General features: G+C 72.2%; 21 protein-coding genes. 6 read left to right on the top strand and 15 right to left on the bottom strand.

Annotated features, from left to right (window positions below; translation table 11 throughout):
* The 8 genes from GXW74_RS08975 to GXW74_RS08940 form a co-directional block, all read right to left on the bottom strand.
* Window positions 1-1,368 carry a CpaF family protein gene (locus GXW74_RS08975; RefSeq protein ID WP_211846154.1) on the bottom strand — a complete coding sequence of 456 codons (1,368 nt, stop codon included), beginning with the start codon at window positions 1,366-1,368 and terminating at the stop codon, window positions 1-3.
* A complete protein-coding gene (locus GXW74_RS08970) occupies window positions 1,368-2,591 on the bottom strand; it encodes an AAA family ATPase (RefSeq protein WP_211846153.1) in 1,224 nt (407 codons plus the stop codon). Before GXW74_RS08970 ends, GXW74_RS08975 begins: the two co-directional genes overlap by 1 nt.
* Before the next feature lie 4 nt (window positions 2,592-2,595).
* Complete coding sequence (locus GXW74_RS08965; protein ID WP_211846152.1) at window positions 2,596-2,925, bottom strand: hypothetical protein; 330 nt, start codon at window positions 2,923-2,925, stop codon at window positions 2,596-2,598.
* 5 nt (window positions 2,926-2,930) lie between these two features.
* Entirely contained in the window at window positions 2,931-5,159 is a 2,229-nt protein-coding gene (locus GXW74_RS08960) for a type II and III secretion system protein family protein (RefSeq protein ID WP_211846151.1), read from the bottom strand.
* Window positions 5,156-6,028 carry a Flp pilus assembly protein CpaB gene (gene cpaB, locus GXW74_RS08955; protein WP_211846150.1) on the bottom strand — a complete coding sequence of 291 codons (873 nt, stop codon included), beginning with the start codon at window positions 6,026-6,028 and terminating at the stop codon, window positions 5,156-5,158. Before cpaB ends, GXW74_RS08960 begins: the two co-directional genes overlap by 4 nt.
* Window positions 6,029-6,031: 3 nt before the next feature.
* The gene (locus GXW74_RS08950; protein ID WP_211846149.1) at window positions 6,032-6,541 is read right to left on the bottom strand and encodes an A24 family peptidase; all 510 of its coding nucleotides are present in this window, start codon (window positions 6,539-6,541) and stop codon (window positions 6,032-6,034) included.
* Between the two features lie 43 nt (window positions 6,542-6,584).
* Window positions 6,585-6,809, bottom strand: coding sequence for a hypothetical protein (locus GXW74_RS08945; protein ID WP_211846148.1), 225 nt, complete (start codon window positions 6,807-6,809; stop codon window positions 6,585-6,587).
* A gap of 151 nt (window positions 6,810-6,960) precedes the next feature.
* Window positions 6,961-7,161, bottom strand: a complete 201-nt coding sequence (locus tag GXW74_RS08940) for a Flp family type IVb pilin (protein ID WP_211846147.1) — start codon at window positions 7,159-7,161, stop codon at window positions 6,961-6,963.
* Between the two features lie 792 nt (window positions 7,162-7,953).
* On the opposite strand from GXW74_RS08940, the gene leuC reads away from it, so the two are divergent.
* From leuC to GXW74_RS08920, 4 genes are all read left to right on the top strand, one after another.
* A complete protein-coding gene (gene leuC / locus GXW74_RS08935; RefSeq protein ID WP_456306973.1) occupies window positions 7,954-9,357 on the top strand; it encodes a 3-isopropylmalate dehydratase large subunit in 1,404 nt (467 codons plus the stop codon).
* A 12-nt stretch (window positions 9,358-9,369) separates the two neighbouring features.
* On the top strand, window positions 9,370-9,996 hold the full coding sequence (gene leuD / locus GXW74_RS08930; protein WP_211846145.1) for a 3-isopropylmalate dehydratase small subunit: 627 nt from the start codon (window positions 9,370-9,372) through the stop codon (window positions 9,994-9,996).
* The gene (leuB, locus tag GXW74_RS08925; RefSeq protein WP_211846144.1) at window positions 9,993-11,114 is read left to right on the top strand and encodes a 3-isopropylmalate dehydrogenase; all 1,122 of its coding nucleotides are present in this window, start codon (window positions 9,993-9,995) and stop codon (window positions 11,112-11,114) included. The genes leuD and leuB overlap by 4 nt, the downstream gene beginning before the upstream one ends.
* A gap of 93 nt (window positions 11,115-11,207) precedes the next feature.
* Window positions 11,208-12,161 (top strand): Bug family tripartite tricarboxylate transporter substrate binding protein, encoded by a 954-nt coding sequence (locus GXW74_RS08920; protein WP_211846143.1) that lies wholly within the window; start codon window positions 11,208-11,210, stop codon window positions 12,159-12,161.
* Between the two features lie 589 nt (window positions 12,162-12,750).
* Here the strand turns inward: GXW74_RS08920 and GXW74_RS08915 are convergent.
* The 3 genes from GXW74_RS08915 to GXW74_RS08905 form a co-directional block, all read right to left on the bottom strand.
* Window positions 12,751-13,431 carry a hypothetical protein gene (locus GXW74_RS08915; protein WP_211846142.1) on the bottom strand — a complete coding sequence of 227 codons (681 nt, stop codon included), beginning with the start codon at window positions 13,429-13,431 and terminating at the stop codon, window positions 12,751-12,753.
* Window positions 13,432-13,515: 84 nt separating this feature from the next.
* Window positions 13,516-15,072: an acyl-CoA carboxylase subunit beta gene (locus tag GXW74_RS08910; RefSeq protein WP_211846141.1), complete on the bottom strand. Its 1,557-nt coding sequence runs from the start codon at window positions 15,070-15,072 to the stop codon at window positions 13,516-13,518.
* A 66-nt stretch (window positions 15,073-15,138) separates the two neighbouring features.
* Complete coding sequence (locus GXW74_RS08905; RefSeq protein ID WP_211846140.1) at window positions 15,139-15,639, bottom strand: hypothetical protein; 501 nt, start codon at window positions 15,637-15,639, stop codon at window positions 15,139-15,141.
* Between the two features lie 229 nt (window positions 15,640-15,868).
* Here GXW74_RS08905 and GXW74_RS08900 point away from each other — a divergent pair, with 229 nt between their 5' ends.
* Window positions 15,869-18,247: a PAS domain-containing protein gene (locus GXW74_RS08900; RefSeq protein ID WP_211846139.1), complete on the top strand. Its 2,379-nt coding sequence runs from the start codon at window positions 15,869-15,871 to the stop codon at window positions 18,245-18,247.
* A 141-nt stretch (window positions 18,248-18,388) separates the two neighbouring features.
* Here GXW74_RS08900 and GXW74_RS08895 read toward each other — a convergent pair whose 3' ends face one another.
* Window positions 18,389-19,675, bottom strand: a complete 1,287-nt coding sequence (locus GXW74_RS08895) for a nucleotide sugar dehydrogenase (protein WP_211846138.1) — start codon at window positions 19,673-19,675, stop codon at window positions 18,389-18,391.
* Window positions 19,676-19,849: 174 nt separating this feature from the next.
* Here GXW74_RS08895 and upp point away from each other — a divergent pair, with 174 nt between their 5' ends.
* On the top strand, window positions 19,850-20,482 hold the full coding sequence (upp, locus tag GXW74_RS08890) for a uracil phosphoribosyltransferase (RefSeq protein WP_211846137.1): 633 nt from the start codon (window positions 19,850-19,852) through the stop codon (window positions 20,480-20,482).
* Window positions 20,483-20,545: 63 nt separating this feature from the next.
* On the opposite strand, the gene GXW74_RS08885 is transcribed toward upp, so the two are convergent.
* The 3 genes from GXW74_RS08885 to GXW74_RS08875 form a co-directional block, all read right to left on the bottom strand.
* Window positions 20,546-20,854, bottom strand: a complete 309-nt coding sequence (locus GXW74_RS08885) for a chorismate mutase (RefSeq protein ID WP_211846136.1) — start codon at window positions 20,852-20,854, stop codon at window positions 20,546-20,548.
* Window positions 20,855-20,960: 106 nt separating this feature from the next.
* Entirely contained in the window at window positions 20,961-22,262 is a 1,302-nt protein-coding gene (locus tag GXW74_RS08880; RefSeq protein WP_211846135.1) for an aspartate aminotransferase family protein, read from the bottom strand.
* Between the two features lie 93 nt (window positions 22,263-22,355).
* Window positions 22,356-25,508, bottom strand: coding sequence for a DUF3971 domain-containing protein (locus tag GXW74_RS08875; protein ID WP_211846134.1), 3,153 nt, complete (start codon window positions 25,506-25,508; stop codon window positions 22,356-22,358).
* Window positions 25,509-25,559 lie beyond the last annotated feature (51 nt).

Here is a 25,559-nt window from a genome sequence, read left to right as displayed (position 1 = left end):
TCAGGCTTCCTGGAGCGCGCGCATCCAGGGATCGAGCATGCCGAAATAGCTCAGCCGGTCGACGAAGGCCGGCCGCATGCCCGGGGAGCTCCACGATCCGCGCAGCTTGCCGTCGGCGTTCTCACCTTCGTACTGGAAGGTGAAGATGTCGTTCATCGTGATGACATCGCCTTCCAGGCCGCAGATCTCGGAAACCTGCGAGACGCGTCGCCCGCCGTCGCGCATGCGCTCGATCTGCACGATGAGGTCGACGGCGGCGGCGATCTGCGTGCGGATCGCCCGCGACGGCAGCGTCGACTGCGCCATCATCACCATGTTCTCGATGCGGGTCAGCGCATCGCGGGAAGTATTGGCATGCACCGTGCAGAACGAACCGTCATGGCCGGTGTTCATCGCCTGCAGCATGTCGAAGGCCTCGGCGCCCCGGACCTCGCCGACGATGATGCGGTCGGGGCGCATGCGCAAGGCGTTGCGCACCAGGTCGCGCGCGGTGATCTCGCCGCGACCCTCGAGATTGGCGTGCCGGGTCTCGAGCCGCACGACATGCGGCTGCTGCAGCTGCAGTTCCGCCGCGTCCTCGATGGTGACGATGCGTTCGCCGTGGTCGATCAGGCGCGACATGGCATTGAGCATCGTCGTCTTGCCCGAGCCGGTGCCGCCAGAGATGATGACATTGAGCCGGCAGCGCGCCGAGATCTCGAGGATCCGCTGCACCGCGGGCGACATCGACCCGTTCGACGTCAGGGAAGGCAGGTCGTAGCGCTTCTTGGCGAACTTGCGGATCGAGATGCAGGGCCCGTCGAGCGCAAGCGGCGGGAAGACGATGTTGACGCGGGACCCGTCGAGCAGGCGCGCATCGCACAGCGGGCTCGATTCATCGACGCGCCGGCCGACCGTCGCGGCGATCTTCTGCGCGATGGCGGCAACCTGGGCGGAGCTGCGGAAGCGCACATTGGTGCGGATCAGCTTGCCGCGCACCTCGACGAAGACGTTGTCCGGCCCGTTCACCATGATGTCGTTGATGCTATCGTCGGCGAGCAGCGGCTCGAGCGGGCCGTAGCCCACCATGTCGCGGGCGATCTCCTCCGCGATGCGGGACTGGTCCCGCGCGGAGATCTCCATGCGCTCGCGGCTGGCGAGCTCATGGACCAGCGCGTCGAGCTGCTGGCGCAGTGCCGCCGGCGGCAGCTCGCCGGCCACCACCGGGTCGATCCGCTCGAGCACCAGTGTGCGCAGGCGCGCCAGCTCGGCGCTGTCGGACAGCGCGATGTCGCCGGCGGAGACGTTGATCGCGCGCGCGACCGGCTCCGTCTGCAGGGGCACCGGCAGGAGCGGGCTGCCGTCGTTGCGGCGTCCGAAGGGGCGCATCAGCTGCCTCCGCGTCCAAGGATCCGTGCGAACAGGGAACGCGCCTGGGCCGAGGCGCGCACCGCCGAGATCTCCTGCGAGAGTTGCGCGAGGGAGCGGCGGAACACCGCGCTGTCCTTCAGCGCCGGGCGGCCGAGATTGGCGGCGCGCGGCAATTGCCGCGGCAGGTCGGGGATGATCACGTCGGGCGCGCCCCCGATGCCTTCCGCGACCAGCTTGAGCGGCAGGTAGCCCCGACGCCCGAGGCCGTTGAGCACGGTGATCACGCGGCCCGCCGCGCCGGTCATGGCAACGAGCTTCTTGATCGAGACGGTATCGCGGATGCTCGCCACCTCGGGGCCGAGCACGAGCACGACATGGCGCGCGCGCTGCAGCACCGCGCGCTCCATCGGGCCGGGCGGCACCGGCACGTCCACCACCACGTGGTTGAAGCGCTGCCGCAGCATGTCGACGACGCGGCGCACACCCTCCTCGGTCGGCCTGATGTCGGCCTCCATCGGCTCCTCGGCGGCGATCAGCCGGATGCGCTCGCCGATCGGCACGCCCACCCGGTCGAGGAACAGCGCATCGACACGGTCCGGCTCCTCGAGCGCCACGCGCAGGCCGGAGGTCACCCGCGCGCCGAGCATCATCGCCGCCGCCCCGCCCTGGAGATGCAGGTCGAGCAGCGCGACGTGGCTGCGCGTGAGTTCCTCGAGCTCGAGCGCGAGGTTCACCGCGATGGTGGTGGCGCCGACACCGCCATGGACACCGCAGACGACCGTCACCTGGCCGCCGCGATCCTGGCCGATGTCGCCGCTGCCCTGGACGTGCGGGGCGAAGAGCCGTGCGACATTGTCCCGCGTCAGCGGCTTGTGCAGGTATTCGTGCACGCCGACATTGCGCGTGATGTCGCGGTAGAAGCCGATCTCGGTCCGCTCGCCGACCACCAGCACGCGGACGTCGGGCGTACAGACGCTCGCCAAGTCGTCGAGCGCGGCGAAGGGGTCGTCGATGCCGCTGATGTCGACGATCAGGACACGCGGCGTCGTCTCCTTCTCGAGCACCTTGACCGCATTGCGCACGGTGCCGCGCCGCATCTGCGCGCCGAGCACGTCCCCGAGGCCGCCGCGGATCGCCGCCTCGCTCGCCTCGTCGGCGACGAAGACCATGAGCGCCGGCCGGTCGGCCGAGATGATCGCGCCGCCGCCGCGCCCGGCATCGGGCAACTCGCGAACCGGCATGCGCTCAGTTCGCACCGCCGCCTCCCGAGGAGACGCCGGCCGCGCCGCTGCTCTGCTGACCGACTTCGGAGAAGCCCGCCGGCAGCGCCGGGCGCCTGCCGGCCTCGAGCGCCTGGATCGCGGCGCTGCCAGCCTGGCCACGGTCGGTTGCCGCCGCCGCGCCGCGCGTCAGATGCGCCGGGTCGGCGATCTGGGCGCGCAGGTTGCGGTCGTTGATCCCCTCGGCCTGCCAGGTGCCGCGCCGGTCGAAGTCGTTCGGCGGAAAGTAGGTGTCGGGCGCGCATGCCCCGAGCGCCAGCGCCAGGCCCAGGATCGGTGTCGTTCGCCGTGCCATGCCGGTCACTCCACGATGAAGCCGGCCGCCGCGGGCGGCCTGATCTGGCGGTAGGGCGCACCGGACCCCGTCTGCCGCCGGAGCAGGATGCGCTCGAGATCGGTCGCCGGGCGGAAGGTGTCGAGCGGCGTCGCCAGGGCCTGCGGGTCGGAAACCGGCCGCACGAGGTAGGGCGTGATGATGATCACCAGCTCCGATTCGTTGCGGCGGAAGCTGTCCGACCGGAACAGCGCGCCGAGCACCGGGATGTCGGCGAGCCCCGCGATGCCGTTGTTGTTGTAGCCGCTGGTGCGGCTCAGCAGGCCCGCGATGGCGAAGCTCTGGCCGCTGCCCACCTCGATGGTGGTCTCCGCGCGACGCACCGTCAGGCCCGGGATGGTGACCGTGCTGCCGGCGATCGGGAAGGTGACCGAATTGGTCTGCGAGAGTTCGCTGACCTCCGGGCGAACCCGCATGTTCAGCCGCTCGGGGGAGAGCACCGTCGGCACGAAAGCGAGGCTGACGCCGAAGGTCTTGTACTCGACCGTCAGCGCATTGCTGTTGTTCGAGGCGGCGATCGGCACCGGGAACTCGCCGCCGGCGAGGAAGGACGCCATCTCGCCCGACTGCGCGGTCAGGTTCGGCTCGGCCAGGATGGTAACGAGGCGGTCCTGCGCCAGCGCGTCGATGATGCCGTTGATGTCCCAGTTGCCGCCGCGGAAACCCACGCCGACCAGGCCGCCGGTGGTGGCCGCGGATCCGGTGAGCGCGCTGATGATGCTCCCGGCGACGCCGCCGCCGGTGCGCATGCCGATCTGCCAGGTGCCGTCGTTGAAGGTGCCCAGCCAATTGAAGCCGAGGTCCCGCGTCACCTCGCGTGAGATCTCCGCAACGCGGACACGCAGGTTCACCTGGATGCCCGACAGCAGGGTGAGGTTGTTGATGACCTCGCGCGCTTCCCCCCCCATCGACTTGGCGATGGCTTCGGCGCGCTGCGCGTCGGTCGCGCTCGGCACCATGCCGCTCAGGACGATGGCACCGCCGCGGCCGGCCAGCGCGACGCGGACGTTCTGCCCGCCGCGCACCAGGCGGCGGATCATGCTCTGCACCTGCCCGGCGGTCACCGCCGGCGCGGCGGCGATCGGCGCGGCCTGCGGCGCGCCGGTCGCGGTGGCCTGCACGGTGATGTCGAACTCGGCGACCAGCGAACCGTCCTCGCGGGTCGCGATCAGGTTCGTGCGTCCCGCGTTGACGCCCATGATGAAGAGGCTGGTCGGCGAGGCAGGCTGCACGCGCGCGATGCGCGGATCGGCCACCAGCACGGTCAGCGCCGGGGCGGGCAGTTCCACCAGCCGGCCGGCACCCTGCTCGAGCACCAGCGGCCGGGTGAGCGTCGCACCCGGCTGCGGCGCCATGACCTGGGGCATGCCCGGGACCGCGGGCGCCATCGGCGCCGGCTGGGCCTGTGCCTGGGCCACCATCGGCATGCCGGGCTGGGTCGGCGCATTCAGGGGAACGTTCATCCGCGGCCCGCCCATCGGCAGCGACTGGGCCATGCGGATCACGGTCGGCGTCGAGGCGTCCGATTGGGGCGGCAGCGGCGCATCGCTCACGATCGCGGGCGGTGCCGCGCCGCCCGTCGCCGCGGGCGAGGCGCTCGCCAGCATGGCTGAGCGCTCCGCCTCGCGGGCGGGGCCGGCGAGGCGCGTCGCCGCGGCGAGATCCGCCAGCACGCCGTCCGCCGTCAGGCCCGCCATGGGCGCGTTCTCGGCGCGGGCCGAATCGGCCGGCGCGCCTTCGCGCGCGGGGTCCAGGATGTCGACGACCAGCTTGGGCCCGTGGTGGAAGTGGCGGAACCGCGCACCCTCGCGTGCGGCGATGCGCACCGTGCCGCCGTCGGAGACGACGCCAAGGACATTGCGCGGCGCCATCGCCGGCGCGGCGATGCGGCCCGACTCGGCGAATCGGATCACCAGCTCGCCGCCGGTCACCTCGGCCTCGTAGGAGATGCGCGCCGGCCAGTCGAAGACGACTCGGCCATAGCCGGGATGGTTGCCCGTGCGCACACCGACCTGCGGGCCCGTGGCAACTGCGGCGGGCTGCTCGCCCGCACGCGCCGATGGCAGCGCGACTCCGGCGAGCAGCAGGACGGACAGCGAGGCGAGCGCCGGAACCAGGCCGGCGCACCCCGCGAGCCCACCCGCGGCGGCCGCTGCCGGGCGGCCGCGTCCCGGCGTGTCGTGTGGCTGACTCATCGGAAAGTGACCTCCTGCTGGGACCCGCCCTGGATGATGCGCATGCGCGTCGTGGGTGCGGGCGCCTGCGGTCCGGTGAGCGCAGAGGAGACGTCAGAGCCGAAGACAAGCGAAGGACGCGGACCGGTCGCCTCGGGCACGCCCTCGATGGAGCGCACGACGAGGGAGATGCGGCCGAGTTGAGTCGCGACCGCCAGGCGTTCCGCCTGCTCGGGCGTGACCTCGAGCGTGACGGTGCGCGCCACGACTCGACCCGCCGTTGTGTCCGCTCCGCTGTGACTGATCTGTTGATCCACCGCGATCACCCGCACGGCGGACAGGATGGTCTCGCCGACCACGCGGCGTCCAGGCGCATCTGCGCCGTTGGTGCTGGTCGTGAGGTTTTGCGTGAGAATCATGTCGACTTCGTCGCCCGGCCAGATGAGGCCCGAGGCACCGGTGACGACATCGACTCCGATGGAGATGGCGCGCGTGCCCGGCCGCAGCACGGCGGCGAGGAAGCCGCGGTCGCGCGGCCGCAGCACATCGGTCGTCAGGACCGGCTGGTTGGGATCGATGAAGCGGCGCAGCAGCGCGCCACGCAGTTCGGCGAGCGAGGCTGCGCCGCCGGTGAAGGCGCCTTCCGGCACCGCGTCGCCGGTGACCTCGGCCTCGCGGAAGTCCTCGTCCTTCAGCAGCGTGCCGATGGACAGCGGCCGGGCGGCCACCACCATGCGCACCCGCGGCGCCGGCGCGACGACCGGCGGGGCCTCGACTCGCGCGACCTGCGGCGGCGCCCCCGGCGGCGGCTGCAGGAGCTGCAGCGCCAGGATGCCGAGGCCGGTGGCGCTCAGGATGAGGGAGAAGACGACCAGGAGCCGCAGGAACATGGGTCAGGCCCTCGGCAAGGAGAGAAGGACGAGAATGCCGCCGACCGCGATCGCGACGGCGTAGGGAAGCGGGCCGCGCCGGCGCACGCGCCAGGCCTCGACCGCCAGCACCCGGCGCAGCAGCGTGCCGCCGCCCGCGACTCGGGGCTGTGGAACCAGGAAGCGGCCCAGGATGTAGGCGATGCCCAGGACGCCGCCGGCAAAGACGGTGACCACGATGAAGTGCCAGGTGTCGAAGGGCGCGAGCCCGACGGCCATCGCGCTCATGAGCTTGACGTCGCCGCCGCCGAGCATGCCGCGGGCGGCGAGCGGCAGCAGCGCGACGAAGAGACCGGCGCCGATCAGCACCGAATAGCCTGCCTCCGACCAGCCCTGGGACAGCCGGGCCGCGAGGCCGGCAAGGGCGATGACGATGGAGACGGTGTCGGGAATGAGCCGGGTCGCGACGTCCCGCGCCGCTGCGAAAACCAGGAGCGGGATGGCGACGACCTGGAACAGCAGCAGGCCGCTCATGCGGCATCCCTCCCGAATGGCTGAAACCTGGCTGGAGTTCCGCTCAGCGCGACGACTGCGCGATGGAGGACTGGACGTCCAGCACGCCCTGCCCCGCGATCGCCATGGCGCCGTACAACGGATCGCCGATCACCACGACGGCGGAAGCGACGACGACGACGACCCCCACGGCGAGGATCGCGTATTCGGCCGCGGTGACACCCCTTCGGTCCCGTTCCAGGCCAGCGACGAGGTCCCTCAGCCGCTGCAGAGCTGCCAACGCTGTCATGCGATGCCACCCTTTCCTCGAACGGCCCGAGGCATCATCGCCGTAGCGCCGTGCCCCAAGGTTACACGACGCCTGCGGAAACATGCGCCGTAAGATCAGCGGACACCGGCCGCGACAATGCGAGATCGCGCGGCCGGCGCCAACCGGCAGATCAGTTCTGGAGCGAGCCCTGCTGGTTCAGGATCTGCGTGCCGATGTTGCTGAACGCCGAGGACAGCGTGCCCTCGAACGCCATCACGGCGCCGCCGACCACGATCACGATGCCCACCGCCAGGATGGCGTACTCGGCCGCGGTCACGCCCTTCTTGTCGGAAGCGGCGGCGCGGAAGGAAGCCAGGAAATTGCGAATCATGTCGATCCCCTTCGATGCATCTCAAAAACGAGCCTGTTCTGCACCACCTCCCCCACACCCGCTCGTCAGGGTTCGCGTAGGAGAGATGCGAAGCGGATCACCACCTGGGGTGGACGACCGCGTCACCGGGACACAAACATACTCGTTAACGAAACGTCAACGCCAAAAAAACATGCTAATGTCTCATTTTATGACACTCGCTTCGAGGCAGCTTCCGCTTCGCGGGTTCCGGCCCATCCGGCAGGTAATCGAGCAAGGCGCAGCACACCAAAAGATTGTAGGCGCGCGGCGGCGCTGCCCCCATTAGTGGGCCCTGTGACACTCGGAGGATCCCGACTGGCCGCCCCGCCAAGAATCACGACAATGTGATTGTTTCTGCCGGGAGACGAGTGCCGTGCGGAGGCGACGATCCGACTTCACTCGGTCGGTTCGGCGCGACAGGGCCCTCAATCCTCGTCCGGCTTCGCCACGCATGCGCACGACGCCGCACCCGGCGCGTCTCCCGGATGCAGGCGGTCTCGCACCCCCTGGGCGTGGCAGCGCGATGGGGCGTGGTCTGCGGCAATCCGGGCAGCAGACCCGGTGGTGCATCGACCCGGGGATGCGGCATCGCCCTGCGGTGCTTCTCCACCCACGACGCGGCTCGGCTTGACCGCGCCGTGACGGCGCGGCGTGATGCCGCCCGCTGTCCGGGGTGGGCGCGGCCTTGCCCCGCCCCTTCAAGAACAACAAGGGGAAGCGCCAATGCCGGACCTACGACCCGCACCGAAGCCGGACCTGCCCTCCCCGACCTTGCCCGCGACCCTCCTCGATCGGATCTGGGACCCCCACGTCGTCGCGGATCTCGGTGACGGCTGGACCCTGCTCCATTGCGACCGCGTGCTGCTGCACGACCTCTCCGGTGCCCGCGCGCTGCGGGAAGTCGGCGAGGGCGGCTACAGCCTGGCCCGCCCGGACCTGGTCTTCGCGACGCCCGATCATGCCGTCTCCTCGGCTCCCGGCCGCACGGCCGAGACCTTTCCCGAAGGCGGCCGCCTGCTCGCCGGCCTGCGCGCGCGGGCGCGGGAGACCGGCATCCGGCTCTTCGACCTCGGCCAGGACGGCAACGGCATCGTGCACGTCATGGCGCCGGAGCTCGGCCTCGTGCTGCCGGGCACGACGCTGGTCTGCGGCGACAGCCACACCTGCACCAACGGCGGCGTCGGCGCGCTCGCCTTCGGCATCGGCGCGTCGGAACTCAAGCACGTGCTGGCCACCCAGACCCTGCCGCAGAAAAAGCCCCGAAGCATGCGCATCCGCTTCGAGGGCGCGGCACCGCCGGGCGTCACGCCCAAGGACATGATCCTCGCGGCCATTGGCCGCTTCGGCGCCGGCGCGGGCACCGGCCACGCGGTCGAATACGCCGGCTCGGCCGTGCGCGCGCTGTCCGTCGAAGGCCGGCTGACCCTGTGCAACCTCTCGATCGAGATGGGCGCCAGGATGGGCATGGTGGCGCCGGACGAGACCACCTTCGCATGGCTCGCCGGCCGCGACTTCGCGCCGAAGGGCGCCGCCTGGGATGCCGCCGTGACAGCATGGCGCGACCTGCGGACCGATGACGGCGCCAGCTTCGACCGCGACCTTCTCATCGACATGCGCGACATCGCCCCGCAGATCACCTGGGGCACCAGCCCGGAGCAGGTGCTGGCCGTGACCGGCCGCGTGCCGGAGCTTGCCGCCGCCGCCGACGCCGAGCAGCGCGCCGCCTGGGAAGCCGCGCTTGCCTACATGGGCCTCACGCCCGGCGCCCCGATCGCGGGCACGAGGGTCGACTGGGTCTTCATCGGCTCCTGCACCAATTCGCGGATCGAGGATCTGCGCGCCGCCGCCGCCGTGCTGCGTGGCCGCAAGGTGGCGCCGCATGTCACCGCCTGGGTGGTGCCCGGCTCCGAACGCGTGAAGCACGCCGCGGAAGCCGAGGGCCTGCACACCGCCTTCCGCGAGGCCGGCTTCGAATGGCGCGAGCCAGGCTGCGCCCTCTGCGTCGCCGCGAACGGCGAGGCCGTGCCGCCCGGCGCGCGCTGCGTCTCCACCTCCAACCGCAACTTCGTCGGCCGCCAGGGCACCGGGGCGCGCACCCACCTCGCCTCCCCGGCGATGGCGGCGGCCGCGGCGGTGGCCGGCGCCATCGCCGATGTCCGGCACTTCGCGGCATAGGGAGGCGCGCGCATGGAGAAGTTCACCACCGTCGCCGGCCCCGCGGCGCCGCTGCTGCGGCCGAACATCGACACCGACGTCATCATCCCGATCCAGCGCCTGGTCGGCAGCGGCCGCACCGGCCTCGGCCCCTATGCCTTCGAGCGCCTGCGCTACGCCGGGGACGGGTCCGAGAACCCCGACTTCGTGCTGAACCGCCCGCAATACCGCGGCAGCCCGATCCTGCTCGCCGGCCCGAACTTCGGCTGCGGCTCCTCGCGCGAAGGCGCCGTCTGGGCGCTGATGGGCATGGGTTTCCGCGCCGTGCTCGCGCCGTCCTTCGGCGACATCTTCCACAACAACTGCTTCCAGAACGGGATGCTGCCGATCCTCCTGCCCGAGGACGTCATCCACCGCATCGCCGCGGAGACGGAAGCCGCGCAAGGTGCGCGCCACACCATTGTCGACCTCGCGCGCCGGCTCGTCGTCACGCCGGAGGGCGCGGAGATTCCGTTCAGCATCGACGCGCGCAAGCGCGACGCCCTGCTCGAAGGCCTCGACGACATCGCGCTCACGCTGCGCCTCCGACAGCACATCGCCGCCTGGCAGGCGGCCGACCGCGCCGCCCGCCCCTGGGTCTGGGAGACCGTCCAAAGATGACACTGCGCATCGTCGTCCTGCCCGGCGACGGCATCGGCCCCGAAGTCACCGACGAGGCCGTCCGCGTCCTCGAATGGTTCGTGCGCAGGCGCGCCGTGCCGCTCGCCATGGAACGGCGCCTCTTCGGCGCCGCCGCCTGGGCGGAACAGCGCACCACCATGCCCGACGCCACCTGGGATGCGATCATGGCCGCCGATGCGCTGCTGTTCGGCGCGACGGGCAGCCTCGACCAGAAGCACATCCCGCCGGAGGAACGGCGCAAGGGCTCGCTGCTGCGCATGCGCAAGGCGCTCGACGTCTTCGCCAATCTCCGCCCGGTGAAGGCGCAGCCCGCGCTCGCCGAGGCCTCCCCCTACAAGGCCCGCACCATCGCCGGCGCCGACCTGGTCTTCGTGCGGGAACTGACGGCCGGCGTCTATTTCGGCACGCCGCGCGGCATCCAGACCTTGCCCGACGGCACGCGCTGGGGCCTCAACACCCATGCCTACACCGAAGCCGAGATCGCCCGCGTCGCGCGCTTCGCCTTCACGCTCGCGCGGACGCGGCGCAACCATGTCACCTCGGTCGACAAGGCGAATGTGATGGAGGCCGGCGCGCTGTGGCGGGAGGTCGTGACCGCCGTGCATGCGCGCGAGTTCGCCGATGTGGCGCTCGAGCACATGCTGGCCGACAATTGCGCCCTGCAACTCGGCCGAGCCCCGACGCGCTTCGATGTCATCGTCACCGACAACCTGTTCGGCGACATCCTTTCGGACTGCGCGGGGGCGATCAACGGCAGCCTCGGCATGCTGCCATCGGCCGCGCTGTCGGATCCCGACCCGGCCGGCCGGCGGCGCGCGCTCTACGAGCCGATCCACGGCTCCGCGCCGGACATCGCCGGCATGGGCGTGGCGAACCCGCTCGGCGCCATCCTCTCCGCCGCGATGCTGCTGCGCTGGACCGCGAAGGCGCCGGCCGAAGCCGATCGGCTGGAAGCGGCTGTGGGATCGGCACTCGCCTCCGGCGCCCGGACGGCCGACATCGCCGTGCACGGTGAGCCGGTCCTCACCACGCGCGCCATGACCGACGCCGTCCTCGCCGCCCTCGACGCCTCCCTCCCCGAAGGTCCAGGAAGCTGAACTTCCTGGCGGGGGAACGCGAGGGGGCGGTGCCCTCTCGCCACCTGCCGCGACCTATCCTAGCCTCCCTTGCAACGAAAGGGAGGAAAGTCCATGCGTCGTGCCCTGCTTGCCGCCGCCGCGGCGGTATTGCTTGCCCTGCCCGCCTACGCGCAGGATCGCACCATCCGCGTCATCTCGGGCTTCGCCGCGGGTGGCGCCGGGGATCTGATGGCGCGCCTCATCGCTGAATACGTCCCGCCGCAGATGGGCGCGCGCGGCGTCGTCGAGAACCGCACCGGCGCCAATGGCCTTATCGGCGCCGAGGTGGTTGCGCGCTCGGCGCCCGACGGAATGACCGTGCTGCAATGCCCGATGGGCAGCATGACCATCACGCCGAACCTGCCCGGCGCCAGCCTGCCGATCGACCCGCGCACGGAGATGGTGGGCGTGGCGAATGTCGCACTCTCCACCTATGCCCTCGTCGTCGCCGCGCGCGGATCGTACCAGGATGTCCCCTCCCTGCTGGCCGCGGCGCGCGCCAGGCCCGGCGGGCTGACCTACGCCTCGGCCGGCGTCGGTTCCGCGCAGCATCTTTCGGTCGAGTTGCTGAAGGCGCGCACCGGCCTCGACATCGTGCACGTGCCCTATCGCGGCGCGACGCCGGCGGTGGTGGACATCCTCGGCGGCCGCACGGATTTCATGATCACCAACCTCGGCGACGTGATGCGCCAGATCACCGGGGGCGAATTGCGCCTGCTTGCGCTCGGCGACGATGCCGGCTCGCCGCTGTTTCCCCAGGCGCAGCCGATCTCGGCCTTCGTCGCCGGGCTGCAGATGGCCGGCTGGTTCGGCATCTGCGGTCCCAGGGGGATGAGCGAGGAGATCCTCGCGCGCTGGAGCGAGGCGACGCGCAAGGCGCTCGAGAACCCGACCTTCCGGGAACGCCTGCTCGCCAACGGGCTGACGCCGAATTTCGAGGATACGCGGGTCTTCAACCAGCGCATCGCGAACGACCTGCGGTCCTGGGGCGAGGTCATTCGCGCCGCGGGCGTGCGCGGCGATTGATCCACGCGCCGCGAAGATCGCCGCTTCGGCAATCAGGCAACCGGGCGAAGAAGGGCGCCGCGCCACCTGCGCGGAGACGGCCGGGAAGCTGCAGGGGCGTCGCCCCAGGTTGCGGCGCTGCCGATCGGAGAGGGGCCCTGCCCCTCTCCGAGCCTCACCCCGCCAGGGTGCAGTGCACCCTGGACCGGCCGATACCTGGTGCCGGGCAGAGACTGCCACGCCGGCACGAACAGGCACGCTGCGAGAAGCACAGCCGGAAGGTGTTCCAGGCTCCGGGCACGGTGCTTCCTTCGTCGCCGCGGAGTTCCCGTCCTGCCCGACACCAGGTCTTGCCTTCGAAAGACCTTGCGGCCTTTGGCGGTCTTGGCGGCACTGCCGCCAAGGCCCCCTTCCGGTTCCCTCATCGCCACACGTCCGCGCGCATGCTGCACCGCCCCCTCCGAGCCTCCCCGGCCGGGGTTTCCCTTGCCGAAGGACCTCGGGAACCGTCACCCGGACCCATGCGGCGGGGTCGCGACCGGTGCCGGAAGCCACGCCTGCGCACGTCGCGCAGATCGATGCGAAAGGGCCCGCCCGACCCTCTCCGCCGTCAGCCCCCGTAGCCGTCGAGGTACGGATACCGGTCCACGTCCACCCAGCCGCAGAGCCGGCGCATGGGCTTGCCCTCCCGGCCCTGCTCGCCGGTCATGTAGCCGGTGCCGGAATCGAAGTTCCGCAGCACATACTCCGCGGTCTGCATCTGGCTGCTGCCCTGCCCGGCATCGGCGGTGACCCAGAGGCAGGAACAGCCGGTGTCCACGACGATGCCGACATGCTCCACCTTGGCGCCGAGGAAGCGCGGCCAGGGGTCGCCTTCCTTCTCTCGCTGGATGGTGCAGCAGCCGAAATCATGCCCTTCGCCGCTGCACAGCACGTACATGTCACCGGGCTGCGGCAGCGCGCCTGGCGGGGCGCACATGTACTGGCCGTGGCCCGGCCTGCTGCTGGCATGCACCCAGGCGCCGCGGCGGAGCGCGGCATTCCGGAGGCCGGTGAGCCCATAGCCCCCCATTCCCTCCTTCCGCATCTCCAGCGTCACGCCGAGCCGCTGCGCGACCAGCGCAGTCAGGCCCCCGCAGGTCGTGTAGCCTGAACCGGGCTTCCAGCCGGCGTCGATCTCCTTGAAGGCGTCGCTCCCATAGTGGCTCGGCACGACCTCAGGCAGGATCTCGCAGAGGATGTTCCGGCGGCGGGGGCTCAATCCGCCAAGCCCCGTGGAGGGGATACGCATGCGGCAACCTCATGGTTCGCCCGGCGGGCCCCGTATGCGCTGCGCCGCATTCCCGCGCCGTGACGCGGCACACCGGCGGCGGCCTCAGGGCCGCATGGTGAAGGCCGCCGCCCCCGGTGCCCTCAGCGGTTCGGCCAGCCGCGCGAACTCGCATAGCAGTTTCCGACTGTCCCGCGGGTCGATGATTTCCTCGACCCAGAAGGCCTCCGCGGTGCGGAAGGGGGAACGCAGCTTCTGCAGCCGCTCCTCGATCTCAGCGACCTTCGCCTCGCGATCCTCGGCGGCGGTGACCTCGGCCGCATAGGCCGCCTCGACGCCGCCCTCGAGTGGCAGGGAGCCCCAGCGCGCGGAAGGCCACGCATAGCGTAGCGAGAACCGTCCCGCCGGCTGGTGCACGACCCCCGCCACGCCGAAGGCGTTGCGCAGGATGACGGTGCACCAAGGCTGGCGGCACTGGTTCACCGCCGCCATCGCCCGCACCCCCCAGCGGATCGTCGCGGTCTTCTCCGCCTCCAGCCCCACCGCGAAGCCGGGGCAGTCCATCAGGTAGACGACCGGCAGGTGGAAGGTTTCGGCCAGGTCGACGAAGCGGATCACCTTCTGGCAGGCGTCGGCCGTCCACGACCCGCCGTGGAAGATCGGGTCGCTCGCCAGCACCGCCACGGCACGGCCGTCGAGCCGCGCCAGCCCGGTGATCACCGGCCGCCCGAACCACTTCCCCATCTCGAAGAAGGAGCCCTTGTCGAACAACGTCTCGACGATCGGCCGCATCTTGTAGGCGCGGCGCGGATCGCGCGGGATGGCGGAGATCAGGGGTTCATCCCGCCGCGCCGCATCGTCGCGCGACCGCACACTGGGCGGCAGGTCGTACACCGAGGACGGCAGGTAGGACAGGAAGCGCCGCGCCAGCGCGAAGGCTTCCTCCTCCGTCTCCACCGCGTCATCGACGGCGCCGGCCTTGCATTGGATCTCCCAGCCGCCGAGGTCGCGCTTCTCCAGCTTCTCCCCCAGCCGCGCCACCACCGGCGGCCCGGCGACGAACATCGCCGAGGACTTCGTCATCACCGAGTAGTGCGCCGCCGCCAGCCGCGCCGCGCCGAGCCCCGCGACGGAGCCCAGCCCCAGCGTCACCACCGGCACCAGCCCCATGTTCGCCGTGGTCTGGTGATAGAGCTGCGTCCCGCCGACGCCGCCCGGCAGGTTGGCCCGCCCGGTCGTCTCGATGGTCTTGACCGAACCGCCGCCGCCCGAGCCCTCGATCAGCCGGATGATCGGCAGGCGCAGCTCGGCGGCCATGCGCTCGGCCATGATCGGCTTCTCGCGGATGGTGGCGTCCGCGCTGCCGCCGCGCACGGTGAAGTCGTCCCCCACCACCACGACGGGGCGGCCGTCCACGAGCGCCCGGCCCATCACGCAGTTGGACGGCGTGAAGGATTTCAGGTCGCCCTTCGCGGTGTACTCCGCACGCCCGGCGATGGCGCCGACCTCATGGAAGGATCCCCGGTCGGCCAGCTTCTCGACGCGCTCGCGCACCGTCAGCCGGCCGCCCTCGTGCTGGCGCTTCACCTTGTCCGGCCCGCCCATGGCGCGGGCCATCGCCTCGCGCCGGCGCAGTTCCTCGAGTTCGGCTTCCCAGTTCATCCGCGGATACGTTCCCAATCCCGTGGGCGCATCCTCACGCCGCCGGGCAGGCCCGGCAAGGCAGGCTCAGGGCGCGATGAGGTCGGCGCGCAGGAACCACAGCGTGAGCGGCGGCCCGTTGGTCAGGCGCAGCCGCACCAGATCCGCATCGGTGCCCTCGAGTGTCCATTCGTTCACCCGGAAGGTCGTGCGGCAGCCGCCGGACGCGCGCGCCTCGGCCAGCAGTCGCGGCGGCACGTCACGGCCCTGCCGCGCGAGGCGCAGCGGCGACGGCTCGGCGCAGCCGATGGTGCCGTCGCGCGCCACCCGCCAAAGCGGCGGCGCGGCTGCCACCGCGGCATCGGCGGGCATGTCGGCTGGCGCCTGATGCTCGGCGCCATTGGGCTCTGCCGGCTGCTCCGCCACGCCAGGCCGCAGGGTCGAGTTGCCGCCGGGCCGCAGCGCCTGCGGGCGCGCCACCGGCGGCGGGGGGGGCGGAAGGGGCAGATCCTCCGGTTCCGGCACCTCCGCCGCACAGGCACCGAGGAGCAGCAATCCGGCGGCGAGCCTCGCAAAGCGGAGTCGCATCATTTCGAAAGCCTAGCACCAGCTTGCCATACTGCCAGCATTGTGATCGCATGCATCTGCTGTGGGCGCTTGCGTCGCGGCAACCATCGGTTGATCGTTTCTTACTGGCACGCGGTTTGGCACCTCTCCAGGATAGGTAGTGCAAGTCATCGGGCAGAGCAGGGATCGGCGCGCCGCCAATGGCCGCGGATTGGCGGAGCGTCTGGGCATTCTTGCCGCCGTATGCCTGTTGCCGTCGCTGCTCATCGTGGCCGGGCTTGGCCTGGAGCTTCGCCGCCAGGCGCAGGCGGTCGACGACCGCAAGCTGGTGTCCGCCGCCAGTGTCGCAGCCCTCAGGGTCGATGCGGAGATCAACGGCCGGCGGCTCGCACTGCAGGCCTTCGGCAACGCGATCGACGGCGCGCGCAGCCTCGCTGACCTGCCGGGCACCGACGCCGCGGCGCGTCGCCTGGCGGAGGCGCTCGGCTCGCCCGTCGGCCTGCTCGACCGGGGGCTTGGGTTGCTGGTCGACACCAGCCACCCCTTCGGTACGCCGCTCGCCTCCACCCCCGCCGTCGCCGCCGGCCTCTGGGCCATCGAGACCGGGCGCGCGAGCGTCAGCGACGTACTGCCGGGCCCGGGCGGCGCCGCCGTCGATCCGCTTCTGCTGCTCCCTGTCCTGCGCGAAGGCCGCACCGAGACGGTGCTGAGCCTCGTCCTCGCCTCCGAACGCCTGGCCGAGGCGCTCGGCCCCGGCCACGCCCTGCTGCTGGATGGGCGCGGCCGCACCGTGGCCGCGCAGCGGGGCAGCGCCGCGGACCTGCCGGAGTGGCCCGTCATCCTGACGGCGCCTCGCGCCACCGTGCGGGAGGGAACCGACGCCGCCGGCAACAACGTCCGCTTCGCCATCGCCTTCCTGCGGGAGGCGCCGGAATGGCGCGTCGTCGCCTGGGAGCCGGCGGCGGTGCCGGCGGCGGTGCGCCGTCTGGTGCCCTGGCTATGCGCGGCGGTTTTCCTCGCGGTGGCCGGCGCATTGCTCGCCATGCGATGGACGCGCCGCGTCCTCGCCGCGCCGATTGCCACGCTCGAGGACCATGCCCTGGAGACCGCGGAGGCGCTGCGCACGGATGCCCCCGTGCCGCCTCCGCCGCCGTCCGCCGGGCCGGCCGAGTTCGCCGCCCTCGGCGCCGCGCTGGCCGAGGCGCAGGCCGCCGCGCAGGACCGCGAGCGCCGCCTGCGCGCGCTGGCCGAGGCCGGCGCGCTCGTGCTCTGGCGGGCGGATGCCGCCGGCGGCTGGACGGAAGCCGCCGGCTGGGCCGGGCTCACCGGCCAGACGCCGCCGGGCTTCCGCGGCGATGGCTGGGTCGAGATGCTGCATCCGGACGATCGCGCCCCCACGCTGGCCGAATGGGGCCGCTGCCTGGTCGCGCGCAGCCAGATCGGGGTCGAGTTCCGGCTGCGCAATGCCGACGAGGCCGGATCCTGGCGCTGGGTGCGGGCGACCGGCGTGCCGATCGCCGCCGAGGATGGCCGCCTGGTCGAATGGGTGGGCGCCATCCACGACGTGACGGATGCGCGCGGCGCCGGCGCGGCGCACCGCGTCAACGAGGCACAGGTGCGCCAGACGGTGGCCGAGCTCCGCGCCGTCTACGACACCGTCCCGGTCGGCCTCGCGCTGGTCGATGCCTCGCTGCGCTTCCTCAACGTCAATGCGCGCTTCGCCGCCATCAGCGGCCTGCCGACCGAGGCGCATATCGGCCGCTCCCCGCACGAGGTGATGCCCGATGGGCTGGCGGGCCCGCTCGAGGCCGCGCAGCGCGAGGTGCTGGCGACCGGGCGCCCGGTGCTCGACGTCACCTGCGCCGGCCAGGCGCCGGGCGCCGTGCAGCACCTGCGCCACTGGCTCGCCTCCTGCCATCCGGTGAAGGATGCCGAGGGGGCCATCACCGGCGTTTCCGCGGTGATGCAGGACGTGACCGAGCGCGTGCGCGCGGAGCGTTCGCGTGAGCTGCTCGTCACCGAGCTCAACCACCGGGTCAAGAACACGCTGGCCCGCGTGCAGTCGATCGCGGCGCAGTCGCTGCGCCGGGCCGGGAACAACTCGGTCGGCTTCGGGCGGGACTTCGTCGGCCGGCTGCAGGCGCTGACGCGCGGCCACGACCTCCTCGCCGAGTATGGCAAGGATCCGGTGGACCTGGCACGCGTCGTGCGGGCCGGCCTCGCGCCCTGGCTCGAGGGCGGGCGCCCGATCCGCCTCGTCGGCTCCGGCCGCATCCAGGTGGACGCCGCGCAGGCCCAGGCGCTGGTGCTCGCGTTGCACGAGCTTGTCACCAACGCCACCAAGTTCGGCGCGCTGTCCCGGGCCGGGGGCGAGGTGGACGTGAACTGGTCGGTCGGCGAGGACGGCGTTGTGGCCTTCGAATGGCGCGAGCGCGGCGGGCCGCCCGTGGTGCCGCCGCCGGCGGAGCGGCGCGGCTTCGGCCTGCGCGTGCTGGAGCGCGGCCTCACGCATGACCTCGGCCCGGGCGCCGAGGTTTCGGTCCTCTTTCCGGAGGACGGTGTCCGCGCGGTGATCCGCTTCCGGGTCGGGCTGCCGGCGCCGGTGGAGGAGACCGCGGCGACGTCCTGACCGGCCACGGCGACGCGTCGCGCTGCAGCGGCCCCTCCTGCGCGGCGGGATCCCGTCGGACGTGTGGCCCTGGACGACCGACCCAGGATCGTGCCCGGCTTCCGCCCCATCGAAACCATCGCGATCGGGGAACGCGCCGCCTCACAGCACCCTGACGCGACCCTCGGCATCGGGCGGCACCAGGCCGAAGGGATCGAACACCATCGGCGCCAGCCTCGCCAACCCGGCAAGGTCCAGCCCGCGATGCGGCGTGCCCAGCACGATCGCTTCCGGCGCCGCCCAGCCTTGGCCGGACGGATCGTCGGCTCGCGGCAGGCCGGCGAGCTCGCCTGGACATTCCTCGACCAGCGGATCCCACCAGGCGGCCTCGGCGCCGCAGGCGCGCAGCCCGTGCAGCAGGGCGACCGGCGCCGCGCCGCGCAGGTCGGCGACGTCAGGCTTGTAGGTGACGCCGGCGACCAGGATGCGCCGCCCGGCCAGGCTGCCGCCGAAGGCGCCGGCGATCGCCGCGAGGGCCCGCCCCGGCCGTGCGCGGTTCGCGGCCAGCGCCGCGTCGAGCAGGGCGGAGGGCGCGCCCGCCCGCCGTGCCTCCATCTGCAGGTAGGCCGGATCGACCGGGATGCAGTGGCCTCCGGCACCGAGCCCCGGCCAGAAGGGGGCAAAGCCGAAGGGTTTGGTCGAGGCCGCCGCCACCACCGCGCGCGTCGGCACGCCCAGCGCGGCGAAGCTGCGGTGCAGTTCGTCGATCAGCGCGATGTTGACGAGGCGGTAGGTGTTCTCCAGCAGTTTCGCGCATTCGGCGATCTCCGGGCTGGCGACCGGCACGACGCGGTCCGTCACCCGGTCCCAGAAGCGGCGCGCGCGGAGGAGCGAAGCGTCATCCGGCGCGCCGAGCAGGCGCGGAATGCGCCGCGGGCCGAGGGCTGCGTCGCCGGGGTTCTCGCGCTCAGGCGAGACCGCGAGGAAGACGTCGCGCCCGACCTGCCAGCCGTCCCGTTCCAGCACCCGGCGGCAGAGGCCATTGGTCGCCCCTGGCTGGCAGGTGGAGACGAGGCAGGCCAGCCCACCGCGCGGGATCTGCGCCCGGCAGGTCGCAAGCGCCGCGGCCACGGCCGACAGATCCGGCCGGCCATCGGCATCGAGCGGCGTCGGCACGCAGATCAGCCAGGTTTCGGCGGCCGGCAGGCATCCCGGATCGACCGTGGCCGCGAGCCGCGCAGCCCCCGGGGCCGGCGGCGTGGCGCGCCAGGCCGCTTCGGCCGCGACCACGGCCATTGGGTCGAGGTCGAAGCCTGTGACATCGAACCCAGAGGCGGCGGCTTCCAGGGCCAGCGGCCGGCCGACATAGCCGAGGCCGACCACCACCACCCGGCCGAGCCCGGCGGCGGGCAGGAGAGCGAGATCCGGCAGGAGGGCGGTATCAGGCATCGACCCACATAGTCGATATCTATTTCATGATTTTCAACCTGAAATTGATATCCTCCCAACCTCTGGCGGCCCGTGGCGCTTTGGGCGAAACAGGGGTGTCATCAGGCAGGCGGGCGGCATGGACGAGGGATCGGAGCAGGCGCGGGGCCGGAAAGGCGCGAAGGCTATCGGCGCATGAGCGGCCAGGTCCACCACGTCACCCACCCGCTGGTGCAGCACAAGCTGACCCTGATGCGGGAGGCCTCCTGCCCTTCCGGCGATTTCCGTCGCCTGTTGTGCGAGATCGCCATGCTGCTCTGCTACGAGGTCACGCGGGACCTGCCGATCGAGGACACGCCGATCGCGACGCCGCTCGAGCCGATGATGGCGCCGCGCATCGCCGGGCGGAAACTCGTGCTGGCGCCGGTGCTGCGCGCCGGGCTCGGCATGTTGGACGGGATGCTGGCGCTGCTGCCCTCGGCGCGCGTCGCGCATATCGGGCTCTATCGGGACCCGGCGACGCTGCAGGCGGTGGAATACTATTTCAAGGCGCCGCCCGACGTGGCGGAGCGGCTGGTGCTGGTGCTCGACCCGATGTTCGCCACCGGCCATTCGGCGGTCGCCGCGGTGGACCGCTTCAAGGCGCGCGGCTGCAGGGATATCCGCTTCGTCAGCCTGCTCGCGGTGCCGGAGGGGCTGGAGCATTTCCACGCCCGCCACCCGGACGTGCCGGTCTGGACCGCGGCGATCGACCGCGAACTGGACGACCACCACTACATCCGCCCCGGTCTCGGCGATGCCGGGGATCGCATGTGGGGCACGAAATAGGTCCGGCGACGCCCCCGTAGCGCGGCACGGCCACGCTGCGGGGCATCGCGGCACGGGCGCGGGTCAGCCCTGCGGCGTCCGCTGGAACGCCTCATGGTGGCGGATCACCTCGCGGATGACGAAGGCGAGGTATTTTTCGGCGAATTCCGGATCCAGGTCCGCCACCTTCGCCAGTTCGCGCAGGCGGGCGACCTGATACTCCTCGCGCTTGGGATCGGCCGGCGGCATGTGGTGCGCGGCCTTCAGCGCGCCGACCCGCTGGGTGCAGCGGAAGCGCTCGGCCAGCATGTGGATCATCGCCGCGTCGATGTTGTCGATGCTCTTGCGCAGCGCGAGCAACTCCTGCCTCGCCGCGTCCTGACTGTCCGCCATGGAGTCTCCCACCCGGGGTCTTGTCGTGAATGCCGAGCCTGAAAACGCCAGCGGGCCCTCCCCGTCAAGCGGGCCGGCTGCCGGCGCGGTGCCGGCAGCCGCCTCGTCAGGCCACGCGCCGCGCCGCCGGCAGCGTGCGCAGCGCCGTGCGGAAGGCGTCGAGGGTCTGCGCGATGTCCGCCGCCGTATGCGCGGTGGAGAGGTAGTACTTGCTGTCCCCCTTCAGGATGCCCTGCTGCCGCAGCACGCCGTTGACGTGCTTCTGCATCGCCGTGTCCTGGCGCAGCAGGGCGCGATAGTCGCGCATGTCGCCCTCGGCATAGACCACGTCGAAGAGCACCGGCTCGCCGAGGATCTGCGCCGGGATGCCGGCCTCGGCGATCAGTGCGGCGAGGCCGTCCATCAGCCCCTGCCCTGTCGCGGTGACGGCCTCGTAGGTGCCGGGCGTGCGCAGCACCTCGAGCGTCGCGAGCCCGGCCACCGCCGCCACCGGATTGCCGGACAGCGTGCCGATCTGCGTCAGGAAGCCATCCTCGCCGACCAGTGCCTTGTCGAAATGCGCCATGATGTCGGCCCGCCCCGCCACCGCCGCCAGCGGGAAGCCGCCGCCGACGATCTTGCCGAGGGTGCAGATGTCCGGCGTCACGCCATAGAGCGCCTGCGCGCCGCCATAGGCGAAGCGGAAGCCGGTGACGACCTCGTCGAAGATGAGCGGAATGCCGAGCCGCGCCGTCACCTCCCGCACCGCCTGCAGGAAGCCGGGCTTGGGCGGGATGAGGCGCTGGAAGGGTTCCATGATGACGCCGCCGATCTCGTCCTGGCGCGCCTCGATCAGCCGCACCGCCGCCTCGACGTCGTTGAAGGGGGCGACGAGCACCTCGGCGCGGATCGCGTCGGGAATGCCCGGGCTGTCGGGCACCGCTTCGGGGAAGTTCGCGAGGCGCCTGGGTGCCAGCGACATCAGCCCCCAGTCGCTCATGCCATGGTAGCCGCCCTCGAACTTCACGATCTTCGGGCGCTTCCGATACGCGCGGGCGAGGCGCATCGCGTAGAGGTCGGCCTCCGACCCGGTCGAGACGAAGCGGACCTGCTCGGCGCAGGGCACCGCCGCGACGATCGCTTCCGCCAGGCGGATGCCGTGCTCGTTGTTGGTGAAGAAGGTGGTGCCGAGCGGCACCTGGCGCAGCACCGCCTCGGTCACCGCCGGGTGGTTGTGGCCGATGAACATCGGACCGGAGCCGAGCAGGTAGTCGATGAACTCGTTGCCCGAGACATCCTTCACGCGGCCGCCCAGGCCTTCGCGGATGACGATGTCGGCGCCGAAATTGCCAAAGGTGCCCCCCGGCAGCACGCGCTTCGCCGTCTCGATCAGCGCCAGTTCCTCGGCGCTTTTCGCGATGCCTGTCATGTCCCGCTCCATCCTTGCGGGGAGGGAGGCTAGAGCAGCGCGGCGCGATGGGAAACGCCCCGCCGGGCGAAAGGCGCCGCCGCCGCCGCGCCGCTACCGACCCGTCGGCGCCGAATCCTGCCCGATGCCGAACACGCCGCGGAGGAAGCCCGGCGTCAGCGCCGCCAGCGGATTGACCGACACCGAAGGATCGTTCAGCGGCCCGCGCATCCGGTAGGTCGCGGCGAACAGGCCGCCGCCGCGCTCCGGGCTGAACAGCCGCCCGAAGATCGGCAGCCGCCCGAGCAGCGAGTTGAAGACGTAGGCGGGCACGATCGTGCCCTCCATGTCGATCGTCTGGCGCAGCCGGTCGATCCGCCCCTTCGCGGTGACGCCGAGCGAAGCCGAGAAGGCGCGCGCATCGTCCAGCACCAGCGCCTCCCGCGTCAGCACGAAGGGCGCGGTCAGGCTGTTGAAGTTGAGCCCCTGCCCGCTCAGCGCCTCGAAGACGCCATAGACCGACAGCGCCTGCAGCAGCTTGCCGAAGGCCGGCGCGTCGCGCAGCACGAACTCCTCGAGTTCCGCCGTTCCGGAGAGCGGCGCGCCGGGCCGCGAATGCGGATAGCTCGCCTCGACGCGCAGCCGCCCGCCCTGCACCGTGCGCAGCACGCCGAAGGCGCGCAGCAGCGCCCCGCCGTCGTCGCTCTCGACATGCACGCGCCGGCGCGGACCTTCCGGCTGGATGCGCAGGTCGAGCGAACCGCCGCCCGCCACGCGCCCGCGCAGCTCCGCCGCCTGCACCACGCCGATGCCATCCACCCGCGCCGATCCGCCGACCCCGGTCAGCGCGCGATCCTCGCCGAGCAGCATGCGCTCGAAGCGGACATCGAGAGCGACACCCGGCGCGGCCGCCTCGGCCGCCGTCGCCGGCGCCGCCGTCGGCGCGGCGAGCACGGGCGCGAGGTCGAGCACCTGGCCGCGCATTCCGATCGTCCAGGCGCCGCCGCGCCCCTGCGGCGGCGTGAGTTCGGCGGTGAAGCGGCTGCGCCCGAGATGGGCCTGCTGGATCTCGATGCGTTGCGGCTCGTTGTTCCGCATCTGGCTTGCCCTGCCACGCAGCAGCGCGTCCGCCCCCTCGACCCGGATGCCGTCGATCGCGGTCAGCGCGCCGTTCTGCAGCAGGAAGGTCGCTTCCCCGTTGGCGGCGATGCCGGGCGGCTTGGCCCAGGCCAGCGGCTCGACCGCCAGCCGCGCCTGGGTGAGGTCGGTGCGCAGCGCCACGCGGCCCTGGCCGTTGCGCCGCGTCTCGCTGCGGATGTCGAGGCCAAGCATCCCGTCCACGAAGGGCCGCGGGTCGAAGACCAGGGCGGCGACCTGCCGTGCCTCGGCGCGCGCTGTCACCGTCTCCCGCGCCACCACCTGGTTGGCGGGGCCGGGGCGGAAATCGGCCTCCTGTTGGATGCGCAGGGGGATGCCGGCGAGCGTCGCCGTGCCGTTCACCCGCAGCCCGTCGGTGTCGACGGTGAAGTCGAAGGCGCCGCGTTCCAGGTCGCGCCCGAAGATCGCGCGCGGGATGCGCACCTCGGTCCCCCGCCCGGTGGCGCTGAGGCGCAGCATCTCGATCGGCAGCTCCGCCACCATCGGGAAGGCGATCTGCAGCCGCGCCTCCCGCAGCGTGCCGCCAAGGGCCGCGATCGGCGGCGGCCGGCGGTCGAACAGGTGCAGCCTCGGATGGCGCAGCAGCGTCCAGACGTCGGGCAGCGGACCGTCGACGCGGAAGCTCATCTCCGCCGTCTCGGGATCGGTGTCGAGGCCGAAGCGGATGCGCCCTTCCCGCACCGCGATGCCGGTGCCCGACTGCCGACCCTCCGTGACATCGACGGTGATGGCGTCGGCGGCGAAGCTGGCGCGGGCCCGGGCACCTTCGGCCGGCGGGATGGGCCGCAGCCAGTGGACCGTCGCTTCCTCGCCTTCGACGCTGCCCTCGAAGCCGAGCAGCCGCAGCGCGCCGGTGGCCGGGTCGAGCTGCGCCGAGACCTTCCAGGCGCCGTTGCGCGCGGTGCCCGCGGTGACGTTCTCGGCCAGCCAGGATCGTGCGCCCCGCGCCACGCCCTCGGGCCAGTAGTGCGGCAGGTCGGCGAAGGCGACCTCATCGAGGCTCACCCGCGCCTCGGCGGTCCAGACGCCGCCCTCCTGCCTGGCCTCGGCCGCCGCGCGGATCAGCGGCGGCGCGCCGGCCGTAGCGCTGCGTGGCGGGGCGGGCCGAATCACCGCGCGCTCCAGCCGCAGCGTGCCCTCGTCGAAGGTCGCATCCGCCTCGATCGCCGCGAGCATGAGGCGCCCCCGCGCGCCGAGGTCGATCGCCCCCGGCCCCACCCGCAAACGCGCGAGGGCCATCGAAGGAATGCGCAGCCCTTCCAGCCGGACGTCGAGCGCCAGCGAAGCCTGCGCATCCAGTGCCGCGAGCGCGCCGAGCGCCGGCGCCGCGCGGGCGAGCGCCGCCGGCCGCACCGCCGGCAGCGCCAGCGTCACCTGCCCGCGCCGCGTCCGGCCGTCGAGCAGGCCATCGATGCGCAGCGGCACGCGTTCCCGGCCCAGGGCCAGCGCGCCGACGCCGGCAAGGTCGAGCCCGCCGCCCTCCCGCCGGGTCAGGCCGAGCGTCATCAGCTCGGCCGACCAGCTCCGGTCAAGCTGGGCATCGACGACGACCAGCCGAGCCTCGGTCAGGCGCAGGCGGCGCAGGGCGGCGAGCGGCGTGTCGTCGGAGGGCGGAAGCATCATCTCCGCCAGCATCTCGAGCAACGCGCTGCCTTGTGGCCTGTCTTCCGGCGGGCTGGCCGCCTCCCCCGCTGCATCGCCGAAGGAGCCGAGGTCGAGCACGAAGGACCCATCCCCCCCGCGCACCGCCCACAGGCTGAGGCCGCGCATCTCAAGCGCCTGCGGCGCCACCACCCCGCGGAGCAGCCAGGGTACGGAGAGGGAAATCGCCGCATCCGGCAGCTCCGCCCGGACCGAGCCATCGGCATCGGTCAGCCGGACATGGCGCAGGGTGATCTCGAGCGGAGAGCGGTGCCCCTCCCGCCAGCCGGCCCAGGCGAGGGCGGCATCGCCGATGTCGAGCCGCGTCGGCCCGCCGGCGGAATTGAACACCTGCTCCACCTGGTCCGCCAGCCAGTGGACGGGAAGCGGCGCCTGTTCGAGCCGCCAGGCGAGCATGCCGAGGCCGATTCCGCTGAGGGCGGTCACGGCGAGGACGAACCGCGCCATGCGGTTGAGCCAGCGCCCGGCTTGACCGGCGGCGCGCCTCACCTGTTCCCT

Origin of the sequence: Neoroseomonas eburnea (assembly GCF_018129005.1) — a bacterium.
GTDB lineage: Bacteria > Pseudomonadota > Alphaproteobacteria > Acetobacterales > Acetobacteraceae > Neoroseomonas > Neoroseomonas eburnea.
Note: the sequence above shows the minus strand (reverse complement) of the source record. Positions and strands in the feature narration are given on the sequence as shown.